We start from the raw sequence: 18476 nt of genomic DNA, 5'->3' as shown, positions 1-18476 counted from the left end.
AGCGGAAGTCGGATTCGATCAAGCCGAAATCGGCAGGCGTGAGCGATTTTTTTCGCGCCCCGTCAGCTGTTACCGACAGGGCACGATTTGACGGTCTCACGCCGCCAAGGGCGCGGTATAGGCCGGGGCATCCCGGGCCGGCAGCGGCTCATGGCTGTAATAGGCCCAGGCCTCGTCCAGAACGGCCAGCGCGGCTTCGGCTTCAGCCTCGGGTGTTTCGGGGATATCGTGATGCTCGGGGGTCTGCATGGGAGTGCCTTTCGTTACCTGCGAAACCTCCTCCCTGCCCGGTGACCTAGGCCGCCCGCCCCACGGTGACATCCCCCATCTGTGCAAAAGCGCCTTGCAGCTGACGCAAGGCTCCGCAACGTCACCCGGAATTGCGCAAACAGACCTTGGGCGGCACACCCGGCGCGCCGGTCACCTCGGCCCCGCAATAGGCGCAGCGCCACAGGCTCTCCTCTGTCCCGCGCCGTTCCCGCCAGCGGCAGTGTCGCAATGCCGGCTTCGAGAACACCAGCAGCAAGACAAAGGCCAGGATCAGCCCCAGAACCACGATCATTGCAAACCCGCCTCTCCCAGATCCATGCGGGAAAACCTGGCCCCGGACACCCCGCGATCCAGCCAGGGTCCCAAGGCACCCCATCTCCGCTTCTTCTCTTTGAAAATACCGCTGGGGGGTCCGGGGGGCAAAGCCCCCCGATATCCCGCCCCTCGACATGGCACGCCGGCCTCAGGCATCGCCAATAAAAAACGGGGGGCGAAGCCCCCCGCCTGTCGACGCGCGCAGGCGCGGCGAAATCCGAAATCAGACCGCGCGTTCGACCATCATCTTCTTGATCTGCGAGATCGCCAGCGCCGGGTTCAACCCCTTGGGGCAAGTCTTGGTGCAGTTCATGATGGTGTGGCAGCGATAGAGCTTGAAGGGATCCTCGAGATCGTCAAGCCGCTCGCCGGTGGCCTCGTCGCGGCTGTCGATGATCCAGCGATAGGCATGCAGCAGCGCCGCCGGCCCGAGGTAGCGGTCGCCGTTCCACCAATAGGACGGGCAGGAGGTCGAGCAGGACGCGCACATCACGCATTCATAGAGCCCGTCGAGCTTCTTGCGGTCCTCGATCGACTGGCGCCATTCCTTGGCCGGCCGGTTGGTCTTGGTCTCGAGCCAGGGCATGATCGAGGCATGCTGGGCGTAGAAATGCGTGAGATCCGGGATCAGGTCCTTGACCACCGGCATGTGCGGCAGCGGATAGATCCGGACATCGCCGGTGATCTCGTCGAGCCCGTAGATGCAGGCCAGGGTGTTGATGCCGTCGATGTTCATCGCGCAGGAGCCGCAGATCCCCTCCCGGCAGGACCGGCGGAAGGTCAGCGTCGGATCGATCTCGTTCTTGATCTTGATCAGCGCGTCCAGGACCATCGGCCCGCATTTGTCCATGTCGAGGAAATAGGTGTCGACCGTCGGATTGCCGCCCGCCTCGGGGCTCCAGCGATAGATCTGGAACTTGCGCACGTTGGTCGCGCCCTCGGGCTTGGGCCAGGTCTTGCCCGTCTTGATGCGGGAATTCTTCGGGAGGGTCAGTTGTACCATGTCGTTGCTCCTATCGCAGCAAGGCGCCGACGCCGTTGGTCAGCAGGCATTGGAGGGTCTCGGGTTTGCGCGCAATCCCGGTGATGATTTCCCAGGTCGAGGCGGTGGGGCCGGTCACGCTGTCAGTGGCCAGCACCAAGATCTGCTGGCTGCTGGCATTGTCGATGATGCAGTTGGTGAAGGGCTCGACCGGCACGCCGGGCAGACGCTCGGCGGCGGTGCGGGCGACCACCGATTTCGCCGCGCCGCGCGCCAGCTGGTCCTGTGAGGCCGGCGAACAGGCGCCGAACAGCAGCGCCAGGGCGGCGAGGGAGAGGAACTTGGGACCCATCTTGGCGCTCACCTCAGTGGCCCGGACAGATCAGCGTGCCGCGCTGCATCACGCCCATGCCCATGACACAGCCGGGCAGCACCACGGAGACCTGCCGCACCGCCACGCCCGAAACCCGCACCCGGGTGCGGGCGGCGGGTGCATAGCTGTCGGCAACCGGCACATAGCCCTTGCGGCCATAGTCCTCGGCGTGGCTCGTGCTGCCAAGCTCCTCGACATAGCCCTTGCCGCCCAGCACCTCGACATAGGCCTCCTGGGCCACGGCGGGCGCGGCCAGCAGGGCTGCGAGCAGGGCTGCGGAACATGCTTGGATCGGTTTCATCAGAACGTCCTTTCCTTTGGCGCGATCCGCTTGAGCGAAATGCCACCCTCGTCTTCCGAGGTAAGCGGATCCTTGACCACAGGACGGTAGCTCAGATCGACCTTGTTTCCATCCACCACGGCAATGGTGTGCACCCGCCAGTTGTCGTCGTCGCGCTTGGGGAAGTCCTCGTGCGCATGCGCGCCGCGGCTTTCCTTGCGCGCCTCGGCGCCGACGATGGTGGCCAGCGCGTTGGGCATCAGGTTGGTCAGCTCCAGCGTCTCCATCAGGTCCGAGTTCCAGACCAGCGAGCGGTCGGTGACCTGAAGGTCATCCAGCTTGGCCGCGATCTTGGTCATCTTCTCGACGCCCTGAGACAGGGTCTCGGCGGTGCGGAAGACCGCGGCATCGTCCTGCATGCATTTCTGCATCTCGAGGCGCAGCTCCGCGGTGGGCGTGCCGCCCTTGGCATTGCGCAGCCCGTCGAAGCGGTCGAGCGCCTTGTCGATCTCGGCCTTGGGCGCGGTGGGCACCGCGCTTTCGGGGTTCACCACCTTGCCGGCGCGGATCGCCGCGGCGCGGCCAAAGACCACGAGGTCGATGAGCGAGTTGGACCCCAGACGGTTGGCGCCATGCACCGAGGCGCAGCCGGCCTCGCCCACGGCCATCAGGCCGGGCACGATGCGGTTGGGGTCGTCCTCGGTCGGGTTCAGCACCTCGCCCCAATAGTTCGTGGGGATGCCGCCCATGTTGTAGTGCACCGTCGGCAGCACCGGGATCGGTTCCTTGGTGACGTCGACCCCGGCAAAGATCTTGGCCGACTCCGAGATGCCCGGCAGGCGTTCGGCCAGAGCCTCGGGCGGCAGGTGCGACAGGTTGAGGTGGATGTGATCCCCCTCGTCGCCGACACCGCGGCCTTCGCGGATTTCCATGGTCATCGAGCGGCTGACGTAGTCGCGCGGCGCGAGATCCTTGTACTGCGGTGCATAACGCTCCATGAAGCGCTCGCCCTCGGAGTTGGTGAGGTAACCGCCCTCGCCGCGCGCGCCCTCGGTGATCAGGCAGCCCGAGCCGTAGATGCCGGTGGGGTGGAACTGCACGAACTCCATGTCCTGCAGCGGCAGGCCCGCGCGCGCCACCATGCCGCCACCGTCGCCGGTGCAGGTATGGGCGGAGGTCGCCGAGAAATAGGCGCGGCCGTAACCGCCGGTCGCCAGCACCACGGTCTTGGCGTTGAAGACATGCATGGTGCCGTCGTCGAGCTTCCAGCAAAGCACGCCTTGGCAGGCGCCGTCTTCGCTCATCAGCAGGTCGATGGCGAAATATTCGACGTAGAACTCGGCCTTTTGCTTCAGCGACTGGCCGTAGAGCGTGTGGAGGATGGCGTGGCCGGTCCGGTCAGCGGCGGCGCAGGTGCGCTGCACGGCGGGACCTTCACCGAACTCGGTGGTGTGGCCGCCGAACGGGCGTTGGTAGATCTTGCCTTCTTCGGTGCGCGAGAACGGCACGCCGTAGTGCTCAAGCTCGTAGACCGCCTTGGGCGCTTCCCGCGCGAGGTATTCCATCGCGTCGGTGTCGCCCAGCCAGTCAGAGCCCTTCACCGTGTCGTACATGTGCCACTGCCAGTGGTCCGGGCCCATGTTCGACAGCGAAGCGGCGATGCCACCCTGCGCCGCCACGGTGTGCGAACGGGTCGGGAAGACCTTGGTCACGCAGGCGGTGCGCAACCCCTGTTCGGCCATGCCCAGCGTGGCGCGAAGCCCGGCGCCGCCGGCGCCGACAACCACGACGTCATAATCATGCGTCTCGTAGGAATATTCAGCCATCAGAAGCTCCGGTATTCAAAGGGCCAGCTTGGCGAGGGCGAAGACGCCGGTCGCCGCAGCGGCATAAGACAGAAGGATGACGCCGAGGATCAGCACCTTGCCGGTGAGACCGTGGACATAATCCTCGATCATGATCTGCGCGCCGTCCTTGAAGTGCATGAAGCCGACGACGATTGTCAGCGCGGCGATGATCGCGGGCCAGGGCCGGGCGTAATGGGCCACCACCTCTTCATAAGGCGCGCCGAGGATGGCGCCAAAGTTGAACACGAAGAGCGGGATCAGGATCAGCAGCGCGACGGAAGAGATCTTCATCCGCCAGTGATGCATCGTGCCGGACTTGGCAGAACCCCAGCCCACGGCGCGTTTGTAATCGGTCAGGAATGACATGTCGGCGCCTTTCTCAGATGAACAGGACGGTGATCAGGGTGAGCAGGACCGAGCCGCCGATCACGCCCCAGCCAAGCATGTCGGCGGTGCGGATATCCAGCGCCACCGCCTGGTCCCAGATGATGTGCCGCACGCCGGCCAGCGTGTGGTACCACAGCGCCCAGAGCGACAGGAACATGATCACATCGCCGATGAAGCTGGTGACGATCCAGTCGACCGTGGCGAAATACTCCGGCCCCGAGGCCGCGGCGAGCAGCCACCAGACCACCAGCAGCGCGCCCAGCAACAGGGCGTTGCCGGTGATCCGGGTGAGGATCGAGGTCACTGAGTTGAGCTGAAACCTGTAATACTTGCCCAGCATGAAGGGCGAAAGCGGTCGGTTGCCGCGATTTACATCGGCCATGGCGCGTCCTTTCGGTTCTCTTGGCTACCGTGATAAGGATTTTTCGCGCGCTGTCACCGGGCGCACCGGCATTAAACCGCGGTTTTTTGGCGCAATGCAGGGATTTTTCCGACTTTGTGATCACAGGGTCGGATGCAGTGATCACAAAAATGCCGCTTTGCAGAAACAGCCGCGATTCGCCACCGACCCCACCGTCGCAATCCCGCCAAGAACTGTCGGAAATTGTTAGCGATCACGCCCGCGGGGTTTTGTGATCACGAAACGGGATGGTCGCCGGAGGGTGTTCCGGCGCCTGTCCCGAGGGCCGAGAGAGCGCGGTCACGCGCCCTCCGACGCCTCACATCGGCATCAACGCCCAGTAGTCCAGATCAAGCAGCACATGTGGCAGATACCGGCCATCCTCGCCCTTCAGCGTAAAGGCTTCGCCGCCCGAGGTCGCCACCAGCCGCAGCCGGATCGCGCCGACGCCCGGCGCCGCGGTTTCGGCCTTGTCCAGCACCTCTGACCAGGCCTTGACCGTCAGCCCGGCATAGCAGGGGTTGGCATGCGCCCCGCCGTTCAGCCCGACGATCATCTGCGCATTGGCCAGCCCGTTGAAGCTGAGCGCGCGCGCCAACGAGATGACATGCCCGCCATAGATCAGCCGCTGCCCGTCGGGCCGGAAGGTGGCATCGAAATGCACCTTGGCGGTGTTCTGCCAAAGCCGGGTGGCCAGCATGTGCTCGGCCTCTTCGATGGTGACGCCGTCGACGTGGTCGATGGTCTCGCCGACCGCGTAATCCCCCCAGCGATGCGCCTCGCCTGCCAGATCGAAATCGTAGCGGGTGAAGTCGAGGCCCTCGGGGATCACCAGATCCTCGGCCGGGATCACCTTTTGCAGCTCGGGGATCACCGTCTCTGGCGCCGGCGCATCGAGGTCGTTCTTGCGCACCATGACCCAGCGCACGTAGTCCATCACCACGTCATCACGCTGGTTCAGCCCGCGGGTGCGGACATAGACCACCCCGGATTTGCCGTTGGAGTTCTGCTTGAGACCGATCACCTCGCTCTCGGACCGCAGGGTATCGCCGGGATAGACCGGCAGATGCCAGCGCCCCTCGGCATAGCCGAGGTTGGCCACGGCATTGAGCGAGATGTCCGGCACCGTCTTGCCGAAGACCACGTGAAAGGCCGCGAGGTCGTCGATCGGCGCCGCCGGCAGGCCGGAGGCCCTGGCAAATTCGTCAGAGGAATAAAGCGCATGCCGCGCCGGGTAGAGCGCGTGGTAAAGCGCCCGTTCACCGCCGGAAACGGTGCGCGGCACGGCGTGACGGATCATCTCGCCCAGCCGGTAATCCTCGAAGAAGCGGCCCGGGTTGGTCTTGGCTGCCCCCATCACTGCGCCCCCAGCTTCATGTCCGGCGAATATTGCCCCTCGACCTCCTTGGTCACGGCCTGTCCGCAGCGCATGACGCCATTGGCATGGTCGAAGGCATAGGTCGGATCGCCGTAGAGCGACCAACCCTTGTCGAGTGCGGCCGTGACCTTGTGGCAGAACTCCGACGTGTCGTCGGCGGAAAGAAAACGATAGAGTTTCATGCAGTTACCCCGCGAATGGTGACGGGCCGATCAGCCCGTGGATATAGCCGATCATGCCCAGAAGCACGATCGAGGCCACAAAGAACATGGCGTCCTTGCCGTAGGAGCCCGGCGCCGGCGCCACCCAGTTGGGTTCCGCCCGGTTGATCACCTTGATCTCGGCAAAGGCCCAGACCAGCAGACCGCCAAACAGCACGATCGAGGCGACATCGCCGTTGACCAGCAGATGCGCCAGCGCCCAGAGGCCGAAGCCCATCAGCATCGGGTGACGCATGCCCGAGAGCAGCCGGCCTTTTTTCGGCGCCGGCGACATCATGAAGATCGCCACCAGAACCATCAGGTTGTTGAGATGCCGCGCCCAGGCCGGCGGCGACCAGACGTCGACGTAGGGGGCGGCGCGGTAGCCCAGCACCATCAGCACCACCGAGAGCACCAGCACCAGCGCCACGACCCCCTTGCCCTTGTCGCCCATGGCGGCGCGGCGTTCCGGCGCCAGGCGCTTGAAGAAATGTGCCAATGCCCAGAGGGCGAGGCCGAGGATCAGGACGAACATGAGGGTTACTCCGATGCGAGGGCTGCGATTGCCTCTGCTTTTGCCAGTATCTCGCGCGCCGTGGCAACATGCAGGTTCTCGACGATGCGCCCGTCGACGACGGCGACCCCCTGCCCCTGGCGCTCGGCCTCCTCAAAAGCGGCAATCTGCCGGCGGGCCAGGTCGGTCTCTTCCTCCGAGGGGGCAAAGGCCGCGTTGGCGATCTCGACCTGCGCCGGGTGGATCAGCGTCTTGCCGTCCATGCCCATGTCGCGGCCCTGCCGGCATTCGGCGCGCAGCCCCTCGTCATCCTTGAAGGCATTGTAGACCCCGTCGACGATCACCACCCCATGCGCCTTGGCGGCCAGCAGGCAGAGCCCGAGCGAGGTCATCAGCGGCAGCCGGTCGGCACGGAAGCGGCATTGCAGGTCCTTGGCCAGGTCATTGGTGCCCATGACAAAGCCCGCGAGCCTTGGATGGGCGGCAATCGCCGCGGCATTGAGCATACCGAGCGGCGTCTCCATCATTGCCCAGATCGGCAGGTCGCCGGTGATCTCGGCCAGGGCATCCAGATCGGCGGGGCCGTTGACCTTGGGCAGCAGCACCGCGTCGGGCTGCATCGCCACCACCGCCTCGGCATCGGCGCGGCCCCAGTCGGTGTCGAGCCCGTTGATCCGCACGATCTTCATCCGCCGGCCATAGCCATCCTCGGCCAGCGCCGTGGCCAGGGTCTGGCGCGCATTGGCCTTTTCCTCGACCGAGACCGCATCCTCGAGATCGAAGATGATCGCATCGACCGCCATGCTCCGCGCCTTGTCGAGCGCCCGGGTCTTGGAACCGGGGATGTAGAGAACGGAACGGTAGGGGCGCGCGCGCATGTCCATCGAGAGGATCCTCCTTGCAACATTGTTGCGCGGATTACGGTCAGGCTTTTGCAAAAAGTTCAAGAGGGGAAGCGCCGCAGCGCAGCAAAAAAACGCGTCTCCGGGCACCGTTCGGTGGGTTTACCGCGGTCTTAACCAATTTTCGGCAGGCTGAGGTCAGGATCGGCAGGCCCCTCCGGCGCTGCCCCCAACCAGAGGGACCGACATGAAACATGCTTTCGAACTCAGCCTCGGCCTCGGCGCCTGTCTGCTGGCGCTGGCCGCCCAGGGCGCCGCGGCGCAGGGCAACCCCAATTGCGCGCCGCGCGCCGCGGTGATCGCCCGACTGGCCGAGACCTATGGCGAAAGCCGCCAGTCGATGGGTCTAGGCGGCAACAACGCGGTGATGGAGCTGTTCGCCTCGCAAGAGACTGGCAGCTGGACCATCACCGTGACCACCGCCAACGGCATCACCTGCCTGATGGCCGCCGGTCAGGCCTTCGAGACCCTTTCGGACCCCCTGCCCGCCAAGGGCAACGACGCCTGACCGAAGACGCCCGATCCCCCTGCTTCTTCTGTTCACAAATACCCTTGGGGGGAGGCCGCAGGCCCGGGGGGCAAAGCCCCCCCACCTAAAAAAACTGCGGGCAAGGCGCCGCCCCACTCATACTCCCCCGGCGGGCGCAGCCCGCCCCCCGTCGACGCGCGCAGGCGCGGCGAAACCCTCAGGTCAAAGCGTCGAAGATCAGCTTCGACCCGGTGCAGGTCAAAAGCACATAGGTCAGCGCAAAGAACGCCCGCTCGGGGATCATGTGATGCGCCTTCACCCCCAGCCACGCACCGAGCAGCGCGGCGGGCGCCAGCAGCAGGTCGGCCTGAAGGGTCTGCAGGCTGAAGATGCCGAGAAAGCTGTAGGGCACGAACTTGAACAGGTTGATCGCCCAGAAGACGATGACCGTGGTCGCCTGATAGCGCGTCTTGTCGAGCTTGCGGCCCAGAAGAAAGACCGCCGCCGGCGGCCCGCCGGCATGGCTGATGAAGCTGGTGAAACCGGCGGTCATCCCCGCCAGATAGCCGCCGCGCACCGGCAGCGGCCGGCCGCCCAGGGTGATCCAGCCGCGCGCCAGGCTGATCTGCCAGGCGACGAACCCCAGCGAAATCGCCCCGATCAACAGCCGGATCGCATCGTCTTCGGCCGCGCGATAGAGCAGCGCGCCCAGGGTCACGCCGGGCAGCGCGCCCAGCATCAACGCCCGTGCCTCGGGCCAGGACCAGCGGCGCCAATAGGGCTTCAGGCTGGCCACGTCGATCAGCATCAGAAGCGGCAGCATGATGCCCAGCGCCAGCCCCGGCGGCAGAACAAGTGCCAGAATCGAGGCACTTGCAAATGAGGCGCCAGAGCCGAAACCGGCCTTGGACACCCCGGCAAAGGCCACCGCCGGCAGGGCGACCGCGAAAAATCCGGGGGTGAATTCCAGCATGTCCGCCTCGCCTAACGTCCCTTGTTCGCGGGTCTTTAGCGCTATCGAGCCGCCACTTCCAGCCGATCCGCAAAACCGCGCCGCAGCGCAGCGCTCTTGCACAGCGCCGCATTCCGGCTTACGCAAACGGCCAAATTCAACACCGACCGGAGAAATTTCATGGCCAGACCCAAGATCGCTTTGATCGGCGCGGGACAGATCGGCGGCACCCTCGCCCATCTGGTCGCGCTCAAGGAACTGGGCGATGTCGTCCTGTTCGACATTGCCGAAGGTACGCCCGAAGGCAAGGCGCTCGACATCGCCGAGTCCGGCCCCTCCGAAGGCTTTGACGCCAAGCTCAAGGGCACCCAGGATTACGCCGACATCGCCGGCGCCGACGTCTGCATCGTCACCGCCGGTGTTCCGCGCAAGCCGGGCATGAGCCGCGACGACCTGCTGGGCATCAACCTCAAGGTGATGAAATCCGTCGGTGAAGGCATCCGCGACAACGCGCCCGACGCCTTCGTGATCTGCATCACAAACCCGCTCGACGCGATGGTCTGGGCGCTGCAGCAATTCTCCGGCCTGCCGGCCGAGAAGGTCTGCGGCATGGCCGGCGTGCTCGATTCGGCGCGCTTCCGCCACTTCCTCGCTTCGGAATTCGACGTCTCGATGAAGGACGTCACCGCCTTCGTTCTGGGCGGCCACGGCGACACCATGGTGCCCTCGGTGCGCTATTCCACCGTTGCCGGCATCCCGCTCCCCGATCTGGTGGAAATGGGCTGGACCACGCAGGAGAAACTGGACGCCATCGTTCAGCGCACCCGTGACGGCGGCGCCGAAATCGTCGGCCTGCTGAAGACCGGTTCGGCCTTCTACGCGCCGGCCACCTCGGCGATCGAGATGGCGGAAGCCTACCTCAAGGACCAGAAGCGCGTTCTGCCCTGCGCCGCCTATTGCGACGGCGAGTTCGGCCTGAACGGCATGTATGTGGGCGTGCCCACGGTGATCGGCGCCGGCGGCGTCGAGCGCATCGTCAACATCAAGCTCAACAAGCAGGAGCAGGAGATGTTCGACGCCTCGGTCAAGGCCGTCAAAGGCCTGGTCGAAGCCTGCAAGGGCATCGACAGCTCGCTGGCCTGATCCAGCGGCCCGCAAGACTTTCAGGGGCGTCCTTTCCGGGGCGCCCTTTTTGCTGTGTCACCGGGGCCGCGCGACCTGTTGCGCGCCAAAGCCGACACCTGCCGCTCGGTTTCCCCAAGGTCCGCAAGGGACAAGCAGGCAGACTCCCAGGTGATTCGCAGCCAGCTCATACCAGCATCAACGGCCACTGACGGTTTGTGATCACACGCTGAAATCGTGTGATCACAAATGTCGGATTTTCTGCGCTAACAGTGCCCATGCGACAGTTTTACGTTTAGAAACCTGTTTTCAATATGCAATGGCACAATGCAATTGCAGCAAGACGGGACAGTTGATCCATGAACATTCATGAGTATCAGGCGAAGGCACTGCTTCGCTCCTACGGTGCGCCGGTTTCGGACGGGCGTGTCGTACTCAAGGCGGAAGAGGCCAAGACCAAGGCTGGCGAGATGGACGGCCCGCTCTGGGTGGTCAAGGCCCAGATCCACGCCGGTGGCCGCGGCAAGGGCTCCTTCAAGGAAGCCTCCGCTGGCGAAAAAGGCGGCGTGCGGCTGGCCAAGTCGGTCGAGGAAGCCGCCGAGGAAGCCAAGAAGATGCTCGGCCGCACGCTGGTCACACACCAGACCGGCCCCGAGGGCAAGCAGGTCAACCGCATCTACATCGAAGACGGCTCCGGTATCGAGAAAGAGCTTTACCTCGCGCTGCTGGTCGACCGTCAGACTTCGCGCGTGTCCTTTGTCTGCTCGACCGAAGGCGGCATGGACATCGAGGAAGTGGCGGCAGAGACGCCCGAGAAAATCCTGTCGTTCTCGGTCGATCCCGCCACCGGTTATCAGCCGTTCCACGGCCGCCGCATCGCCTTCATGCTGGGCCTCGAAGGCAAGCAGGTGAAGCAATGCGTCCAGCTGATGGGCACGCTCTACCAGCTGTTCATCGACAAGGACATGGAGATGCTCGAGATAAACCCGCTGATCGTCTCGGACGGCGGTGATCTGAAATGCCTCGACGCCAAGATGGGCTTTGACGGCAACGCGATCTACCGCCATCCCGACATCGCCGAACTGCGCGACACCTCTGAAGAGGACAGCAAGGAACTCGAGGCGTCGAAGTACGACCTCAACTACATCGCGCTCGACGGCGAAATCGGCTGCATGGTCAACGGCGCGGGCCTTGCCATGGCGACGATGGACATCATCAAGCTCTACGGGGCCGAGCCTGCCAACTTTCTCGACGTCGGTGGCGGCGCCACCAAGGAGAAGGTGACCGAGGCGTTCAAGATCATCACCTCCGATCCCAACGTCAAAGGCATCCTGGTCAACATCTTCGGCGGCATCATGCGCTGCGACGTCATTGCCGAGGGCGTGATCGCCGCGGTGAAAGAGGTTGGCCTGAAGGTGCCGCTGGTGGTGCGTCTGGAAGGCACCAACGTCGAGAAGGGCAAGGAGATCATCAACAACAGCGATGTTGACGTGATTGCCGCCGACGACTTGAAGGATGGCGCCCAGAAGATCGTGAAAGCGGTCAAAGGGTAATCGTAGGGTGGGTTTGTAACCCACCTTCGCGGATCTCGGTGGGTCGCAGACCCACCCTACGACAACGACAAGGAGACTCCTTCAAATGGCAGTCCTCGTAGACGAAAACACCAAGGTGATCTGTCAGGGCCTCACCGGCTCGCAGGGCACCTTCCACACCGAACAGGCCATCGCATACGGCACCAAGATGGTCGGCGGCGTCACCCCCGGCAAGGGCGGTCAGACCCACCTCGACCTGCCGGTCTTCAACTCGGTGCACGAAGCCAAGGCCAAGACCGAAGCCAATGCCTCGGTCATCTACGTCCCGCCGCCCTTCGCCGCCGACTCGATCCTCGAGGCGATCGACGCCGAGATGGAGCTGATCGTCTGCATCACCGAAGGCATCCCTGTGCTCGACATGATGAAGGTCAAGCGCGCGCTGGAAACCTCGAAGTCGCGGCTGATCGGCCCGAACTGCCCCGGTGTCATCACGCCCGACGCCTGCAAGATCGGCATCATGCCCGGCCACATCCACCGTCGCGGCTCTGTCGGCGTGGTCTCGCGCTCGGGCACGCTGACCTACGAGGCGGTCAAGCAGACCTCCGACCTCGGTCTCGGCCAGTCCTCGGCCGTAGGCATCGGCGGCGACCCGATCAAGGGCACCGAGCACATCGACGTGCTGGAGATGTTCCTTGCCGATGACGAGACCCAGTCGATCATCATGATCGGCGAGATCGGCGGCTCTGCCGAAGAGGAAGCGGCACAATTCCTCGCAGACGAAAAGAAGAAGGGCCGCTGGAAGCCCACCGCCGGTTTCATCGCCGGTCGCACGGCGCCTCCGGGCCGTCGCATGGGCCACGCGGGCGCCATCGTCGCCGGTGGCAAGGGCGGTGCCGACGACAAGATCGAGGCAATGCGTTCGGCCGGAATCGTCGTGGCCGACAGCCCGGCAACCCTGGGCGAAGCGGTCAAGGAAGCCATCGACAAGGGCTGACCCCCTGTCAGAGGCCGAAAACAATCCTATGGTATGGCGGGGTCACCCCCGCCCTACCGATGAAAGACAACCGGTTCACGTCCGCCAAAGGTGCAAAGATGACCGACCAAAGCCCCAACGACATCTTCAAGGCCTCGAGCTTCATGCAAGGCCACAACGCGGCCTATCTGGAACAGATGTACGCGCGCTATGCCAGCGATCCGACCGCGGTCGACGAGTCCTGGCAGGAATTCTTCCGGCAGCTCGGCGACGATGACCTGGACGTCAAGAAAGAGGCGCAGGGCCCCTCCTGGGCGCGCGCCGACTGGCCGCCGCAGCCCGGTGACGACGTCACCGCCGCGCTGACCGGCGAATGGCCGATGACCCCGCCGGCCGAAGCCAAGGCCGCCGGCAAGAAAATCTCCGACAAGGCCCGTGCGCAGGGCGTCGAACTGACCGACGACCAGATCCAGCGCGCCGTGCTCGACAGCATCCGGGCGCTGATGCTGATCCGGGCCTACCGTATTCGCGGCCACCTGGCCGCCGATCTCGATCCGCTGGGCCTGCGCCAGGACAGCCCGCACCCCGAGCTCGACCCCAAGACCTACGGCTTCACCGCCGCCGACATGGACCGGCCGATCTTCATCGACAACGTTCTGGGGCTGCAGATCGCCTCGATGCGGCAGATCGTCGAGATCGTGAAGCGGACCTATTGCGGCACTTTCGCGCTGCAGTACATGCATATCTCCGACCCCGAGCAATCGGCCTGGCTCAAGGAACGGATCGAAGGCTATGGCAAGGAAGTGCGCTTCTCGCGCGAGGGTCGCAAGGCGATCCTCAACAAGATGGTCGAGGCCGAGGGCTTCGAGAAATTCCTGCACGTCAAGTACATGGGCACCAAGCGCTTCGGCCTTGATGGCGGCGAGAGCCTGATCCCGGCGATGGAGCAGATCATCAAGCGCGGTGGCGCGCTGGGTGTCGAGGAAATCGTCATCGGCATGCCCCACCGCGGCCGGCTGAGCGTTCTGGCGAACGTGATGAACAAACCCTACAAGGCGATCTTCAACGAATTTCAGGGCGGCAGCTTCAAGCCCGAGGACGTGGACGGATCGGGCGACGTGAAATACCACCTCGGTGCTTCGTCGGACCGCGAGTTCGACGGCAACAAGGTGCACCTGTCGCTGACCGCCAACCCCTCGCACCTCGAGGCGGTGAACCCGGTGGTTCTGGGCAAGGCCCGCGCCAAGCAGGACCAGCGCAACGACACCGAGCATTCCACCGTGATCCCGGTGCTGCTGCACGGCGACGCGGCCTTTGCCGGCCAGGGCGTGGTGGCGGAATGTTTCGCGCTCTCGGGCCTGCGCGGTCACAAGACCGGCGGCACCATCCACATCGTGGTGAACAACCAGATCGGCTTTACCACCGCGCCGCACTTCTCGCGTTCGTCGCCCTATCCCACCGACAACGCGCTGGTGGTCGAGGCGCCGATCTTCCACGTCAACGGTGACGACCCCGAGGCCGTGGTGCATGCCGCCAAGGTGGCGACCGAGTTCCGCCAGAAGTTCCACAAGGACGTGGTGATCGACATCTTCTGCTACCGCCGCTTCGGTCACAACGAAGGCGACGAGCCGATGTTCACCAACCCGATCATGTACAAGAAGATCAAGGGTCACAAGACGACCCTGTCGCTGTACACCGAGCGGCTGGTCAAGGACGGCTTGATCCCCGAGGGCGAGATCGAGGACATGAAGGCCGCCTTTCAGGCCAAGCTCAACGAAGAGTTCGAGGCCGGCAAGGACTACAAGCCCAACAAAGCCGACTGGCTCGACGGCAAGTGGTCGCATCTCGACCGGCAGTCGGAAGAGGACTACCAGCGCGGCGAAACCGCGATCAAGCCGGAGACCCTGCAGGAAGTGGGCACAGCGCTGACCCGCCTGCCCGACGGCTTCCCGGTGCACCGCACCGTCGGGCGGATCCTCGACGCCAAGAAAGAGATGTTCGACAGCGGCAAGGGCTTCGACTGGGCGACCGCCGAGGCGCTGGCCTTTGGCTCTCTCCTGACCGAAGGCTACCCGGTGCGTCTGTCGGGGCAGGATTCCACCCGCGGCACCTTCTCGCAGCGGCACTCCGGCATCATCAACCAGGACACCGAAGAGCGCTACTACCCGCTCAACCACATCCGCGAGGGCCAGGCCCGCTTTGACGTGATTGACAGCGCTCTGTCGGAATACGCGGTGAGCGGCTTCGAATACGGCTATTCGCTGGCCGAGCCCAACGCGCTCGTGGCCTGGGAAGCGCAGTTCGGCGACTTTGCCAATGGCGCGCAGATCATGTTCGACCAGTTCGTCAGCTCCGGCGAATCCAAGTGGCTGCGGATGTCGGGCCTCGTCTGCCTGCTGCCGCATGGCTACGAAGGTCAGGGCCCCGAGCACTCGTCTGCCCGGCTCGAACGCTTCCTGCAGATGTGTGGCCAGGACAACTGGATCGTGGCGAACTGCACCACGCCGGCGAACTACTTCCACATCCTGCGTCGTCAGCTGCACCGGACCTTCCGCAAGCCGCTGATCCTGATGACGCCGAAATCGCTGCTGCGTCACAAGCTGGCGATCTCCGAGGCCGAGGATTTCATCACCGGGTCGTCCTTCCACCGCGTTCTCTGGGACGATGCGCAGAAGGGCAACTCCGACACCGAACTGGTGGCCGACGACAAGATCAAGCGCGTGGTCATGTGCTCGGGCAAGGTCTACTACGACCTGCTCGAGGAACGCGACAAGCGCGGCATCGACGACATCTACCTGATGCGTTTCGAGCAGTTCTATCCCTTCCCGGCGATTTCCGCGGTCAAGGAGCTGGAACGGTTCAAGGATGCCCAGATGATCTGGTGCCAGGAAGAGCCCAAGAACCAGGGCGCCTGGACCTTCATGGAGCCCAACCTCGAATGGGTTCTGAACCGGATCAACGCCACCCACAGCCGCCCGGTCTATGTTGGCCGCGCCGCCAGCGCATCGCCTGCCACCGGCCTTGCCTCGCAACACAAAGCTCAACAACAGGCGCTGGTCGACCAGGCGCTGACGATTGAAGGAAACGACTGATATGCCGACCGAAGTACGCGTGCCCACGCTGGGCGAATCCGTGACCGAGGCCACCGTTGCAACCTGGTTCAAGAAACCCGGCGACAGCGTTGCGGTGGACGAGATGCTCTGCGAGCTGGAAACCGACAAGGTGACGGTCGAGGTCCCCTCGCCCGCCGCCGGTGTCCTGGCCGACATCGTGGCGCAGGAAGGCGAGACCGTCGGCGTCGACGCGCTGCTGGCCAATATCGCCGAAAGCGGCGAGGCCGGTGCGGAAGAGCCGCAGGAACGTCCCTCCTCTGCCAAGAGCGACGACAAGCCGGCAGCTGCATCCGGTGGCGGCGACAGCGTCGACGTCATGGTGCCGACGCTGGGCGAAAGCGTGACCGAGGCGACCGTCTCGACCTGGTTCAAGAAGGTCGGCGACCCGGTGGCCCAGGACGAGATGCTCTGCGAGCTCGAGACCGACAAGGTCAGCGTCGAAGTGCCCTCGCCCGCGACCGGCGTTCTGGCCGAGATCGTCGCGAAGGAAGGCGACACCGTCGAGGCCTCGGCCAAGCTGGCGGTGATCTCCTCCGAGGCCGGCGCAGGTGCCGCCTCTGGCGGTGACGTCGAGCACCCGGGCGGCGGCAGCCAGTACACCACGCCCCCCGCCGGCCGCGCCCAGGAAGACATCGAAGATGCCCCCTCGGCCAAGAAGATCATGGCTGAAAAAGGCATCTCGCGCGATCAGGTCGAGGGTTCCGGCCGCGACGGTCGGGTGATGAAGGAAGACGTGGCCAAGGCCGTGGCCGCCGCCACCGGCCCCAAGGCCTCTGCCCCCGCTGCCCCTGCCGCGCCGCGTGCGCCTGTGGCCGCCGAGGACGCCTCTCGCGAGGAGCGGGTCAAGATGACCCGCCTGCGCCAGACCATCGCCCGCCGTCTCAAGGACGCGCAGAACACCGCCGCGATCCTGACCACCTACAACGAGGTCGACATGACCGAGGTCATGGCGCTGCGCAACGAGTACAAGGACCTGTTCCTGAAGAAGCATGACGTCAAGCTCGGCTTCATGTCCTTCTTTACCAAGGCCTGCTGCCACGCCCTGCGCGAGGTCCCCGAGGTCAACGCCGAGATCGACGGCACCGACATCGTCTACAAGAACTTCGTGCACATGGGCATCGCCGCCGGCACGCCGCAGGGCCTCGTCGTCCCGGTGATCCGCGACGCCGACCAGATGTCCTTTGCCGAAATCGAAAAGGCGATCGCCGAAAAGGGCAAGCGCGCCCGTGACGGCAAGCTGTCGATGGCGGAAATGCAGGGCGGCACCTTCACCATCTCCAACGGCGGCGTCTACGGCTCGCTGATGTCCTCGCCGATCCTCAACCCGCCGCAGTCGGGCATCCTCGGCATGCACAAGATCCAGGACCGGCCGATGGTGGTGAACGGCGAGATCAAGATCCGCCCGATGATGTACCTGGCGCTGAGCTACGATCACCGCATCGTCGACGGCAAGGGCGCCGTGACCTTCCTCGTGCGCGTCAAGGAAGCGTTGGAAGACCCGCGGCGCCTGCTGATGGACCTGTAACCTGGCGCCGGGCTTCGGCCCGGCCGCTGACGGACCTGCAACCGGGTGAGGCGCGTTCCTCACCCAACGCCCCGCCCCGGGGGCCGGACACGAGGAGTCACAGATGCAAGTGCTTTGCCGTTACGACCTGGACGATTTCGCCGGCTGGAAGACGCAGTTCGATGCCGACACCGAGGCCCAGCGCAACGCCGGCCTTTCGCTGCTGCAGATCTGGCAGGAGCACGGCAATCCGACGCGGGTGTTCTGCCTCTTCGAAGCCAATGACCTCGACAAGGCGCGCGACTTCATCGACAGCCCGCGCGCCAGGGCCCGGGCCGAGAAGGCCGGGGTGCGCGACGCGGCCTGCCATATCCTCGAGACGGTATGACCTCCGCGCACGCCGCCCCGGACCTGCTCCGGGGCCTCTCGCCCGCCCCCAGCCAGGAGGTCCCGGGTCACGCCCGGGACGCGCAGCACCCGTGACCCCCGAGCTCACCGCCCTCGCCCTCGCCGCACTTCTGCAGATCGGCCAGATCGCCCTCATGGCGGTCCCGGCCAACCGCGAACTGGGCTTCGGCAAGACCCTGGGCCCGCGCGACCGCGCCCGGCTGGGCGGCGCGCTCGAGGATCAGGTCAGCCTGCGCACCGCGCGGCTCTACCGCGCGATGAACAACCACTTCGAGAGCCTCATCCTCTTCGCCATCGCCACGCTCACCGTCACCTTCGCCGACAAGGCCAGCGGCGTCACCGCCCTGGCCTCTGGCCTCTACCTGCTGGCCCGGCTGCTCTACATCCCGGCCTATGCCTTCGGCTGGGTGCCCTGGCGCTCCGTCTTCTGGGCGCTGGGCCTGCTCTCCATCCTGATCCTGCTCCTGGCGGCCCTGCTATGAGCACGACCCGCTTCTTCTTCTGTTCGAAAATACCCTCGGGGGAGTCGCCAGAGGCGACGGGGCAGAGCCCCCC

The 18476-nt window shown here is 65.0% G+C and carries 21 protein-coding genes; 8 read left to right on the top strand and 13 right to left on the bottom strand.

What is annotated here, in order from left to right:
* Positions 1–96: 96 nt before the first annotated feature.
* The 12 genes from ACN0SE_RS15480 to ACN0SE_RS15425 all read right to left on the bottom strand — a co-directional run bounded on the left by ACN0SE_RS15480 (position 97) and on the right by ACN0SE_RS15425 (position 7830).
* A complete protein-coding gene (locus ACN0SE_RS15480; protein ID WP_417525437.1) occupies positions 97–249 on the bottom strand; it encodes a hypothetical protein in 153 nt (50 codons plus the stop codon).
* Positions 250–370: 121 nt separating this feature from the next.
* Positions 371–562 (bottom strand): hypothetical protein, encoded by a 192-nt coding sequence (locus tag ACN0SE_RS15475; protein WP_417525436.1) that lies wholly within the window; start codon positions 560–562, stop codon positions 371–373.
* Positions 563–808: 246 nt separating this feature from the next.
* Positions 809–1588, bottom strand: coding sequence for a succinate dehydrogenase iron-sulfur subunit (locus ACN0SE_RS15470; protein WP_417525435.1), 780 nt, complete (start codon positions 1586–1588; stop codon positions 809–811).
* A gap of 10 nt (positions 1589–1598) precedes the next feature.
* On the bottom strand, positions 1599–1919 hold the full coding sequence (locus tag ACN0SE_RS15465) for a hypothetical protein (protein WP_417525434.1): 321 nt from the start codon (positions 1917–1919) through the stop codon (positions 1599–1601).
* Between the two features lie 13 nt (positions 1920–1932).
* The gene (locus ACN0SE_RS15460; protein ID WP_417525433.1) at positions 1933–2241 is read right to left on the bottom strand and encodes a hypothetical protein; all 309 of its coding nucleotides are present in this window, start codon (positions 2239–2241) and stop codon (positions 1933–1935) included.
* Entirely contained in the window at positions 2241–4046 is a 1806-nt protein-coding gene (gene sdhA, locus ACN0SE_RS15455) for a succinate dehydrogenase flavoprotein subunit (RefSeq protein WP_417525432.1), read from the bottom strand. The genes ACN0SE_RS15460 and sdhA overlap by 1 nt, the downstream gene beginning before the upstream one ends.
* 15 nt (positions 4047–4061) lie before the next feature.
* The gene (gene sdhD, locus ACN0SE_RS15450; RefSeq protein WP_417525431.1) at positions 4062–4433 is read right to left on the bottom strand and encodes a succinate dehydrogenase, hydrophobic membrane anchor protein; all 372 of its coding nucleotides are present in this window, start codon (positions 4431–4433) and stop codon (positions 4062–4064) included.
* Positions 4434–4446: 13 nt separating this feature from the next.
* Entirely contained in the window at positions 4447–4836 is a 390-nt protein-coding gene (gene sdhC, locus ACN0SE_RS15445) for a succinate dehydrogenase, cytochrome b556 subunit (RefSeq protein WP_417525430.1), read from the bottom strand.
* 337 nt (positions 4837–5173) lie between these two features.
* Complete coding sequence (locus ACN0SE_RS15440; RefSeq protein WP_417525429.1) at positions 5174–6211, bottom strand: MaoC family dehydratase; 1038 nt, start codon at positions 6209–6211, stop codon at positions 5174–5176.
* Positions 6211–6414, bottom strand: a complete 204-nt coding sequence (locus ACN0SE_RS15435; protein ID WP_417525428.1) for a DUF1737 domain-containing protein — start codon at positions 6412–6414, stop codon at positions 6211–6213. The genes ACN0SE_RS15440 and ACN0SE_RS15435 overlap by 1 nt, the downstream gene beginning before the upstream one ends.
* 4 nt (positions 6415–6418) lie before the next feature.
* On the bottom strand, positions 6419–6967 hold the full coding sequence (locus ACN0SE_RS15430) for an NnrU family protein (protein ID WP_417525427.1): 549 nt from the start codon (positions 6965–6967) through the stop codon (positions 6419–6421).
* Between the two features lie 5 nt (positions 6968–6972).
* Entirely contained in the window at positions 6973–7830 is an 858-nt protein-coding gene (locus tag ACN0SE_RS15425; protein WP_417525426.1) for an HpcH/HpaI aldolase/citrate lyase family protein, read from the bottom strand.
* Positions 7831–8035: 205 nt separating this feature from the next.
* Between ACN0SE_RS15425 and ACN0SE_RS15420 the strand changes: the two genes are divergently transcribed.
* On the top strand, positions 8036–8356 hold the full coding sequence (locus tag ACN0SE_RS15420; RefSeq protein WP_417525425.1) for a hypothetical protein: 321 nt from the start codon (positions 8036–8038) through the stop codon (positions 8354–8356).
* A gap of 178 nt (positions 8357–8534) precedes the next feature.
* Here ACN0SE_RS15420 and ACN0SE_RS15415 read toward each other — a convergent pair whose 3' ends face one another.
* On the bottom strand, positions 8535–9290 hold the full coding sequence (locus ACN0SE_RS15415; protein ID WP_417525424.1) for a sulfite exporter TauE/SafE family protein: 756 nt from the start codon (positions 9288–9290) through the stop codon (positions 8535–8537).
* Between the two features lie 159 nt (positions 9291–9449).
* Between ACN0SE_RS15415 and mdh the strand changes: the two genes are divergently transcribed.
* The 7 genes from mdh to ACN0SE_RS15380 all read left to right on the top strand — a co-directional run bounded on the left by mdh (position 9450) and on the right by ACN0SE_RS15380 (position 18403).
* Complete coding sequence (gene mdh, locus ACN0SE_RS15410) at positions 9450–10412, top strand: malate dehydrogenase (RefSeq protein ID WP_417525423.1); 963 nt, start codon at positions 9450–9452, stop codon at positions 10410–10412.
* A 338-nt stretch (positions 10413–10750) separates the two neighbouring features.
* Positions 10751–11944, top strand: a complete 1194-nt coding sequence (sucC, locus tag ACN0SE_RS15405) for an ADP-forming succinate--CoA ligase subunit beta (RefSeq protein WP_417525422.1) — start codon at positions 10751–10753, stop codon at positions 11942–11944.
* A gap of 85 nt (positions 11945–12029) precedes the next feature.
* Positions 12030–12917: a succinate--CoA ligase subunit alpha gene (sucD, locus tag ACN0SE_RS15400; RefSeq protein ID WP_417525421.1), complete on the top strand. Its 888-nt coding sequence runs from the start codon at positions 12030–12032 to the stop codon at positions 12915–12917.
* 98 nt (positions 12918–13015) lie between these two features.
* Positions 13016–15988: a 2-oxoglutarate dehydrogenase E1 component gene (locus ACN0SE_RS15395; RefSeq protein WP_417525419.1), complete on the top strand. Its 2973-nt coding sequence runs from the start codon at positions 13016–13018 to the stop codon at positions 15986–15988.
* A 1-nt stretch (position 15989) separates the two neighbouring features.
* The gene (odhB, locus tag ACN0SE_RS15390; RefSeq protein ID WP_417525418.1) at positions 15990–17534 is read left to right on the top strand and encodes a 2-oxoglutarate dehydrogenase complex dihydrolipoyllysine-residue succinyltransferase; all 1545 of its coding nucleotides are present in this window, start codon (positions 15990–15992) and stop codon (positions 17532–17534) included.
* Between the two features lie 103 nt (positions 17535–17637).
* A complete protein-coding gene (locus tag ACN0SE_RS15385) occupies positions 17638–17901 on the top strand; it encodes a hypothetical protein (RefSeq protein ID WP_417525417.1) in 264 nt (87 codons plus the stop codon).
* A gap of 91 nt (positions 17902–17992) precedes the next feature.
* Positions 17993–18403 (top strand): MAPEG family protein, encoded by a 411-nt coding sequence (locus tag ACN0SE_RS15380; RefSeq protein ID WP_417525416.1) that lies wholly within the window; start codon positions 17993–17995, stop codon positions 18401–18403.
* Positions 18404–18476 lie beyond the last annotated feature (73 nt).

Origin of the sequence: Marinovum sp. (assembly GCF_048263515.1) — a bacterium.
Classification (GTDB): domain Bacteria; phylum Pseudomonadota; class Alphaproteobacteria; order Rhodobacterales; family Rhodobacteraceae; genus Marinovum.
Note: the sequence above shows the minus strand (reverse complement) of the source record. Positions and strands in the feature narration are given on the sequence as shown.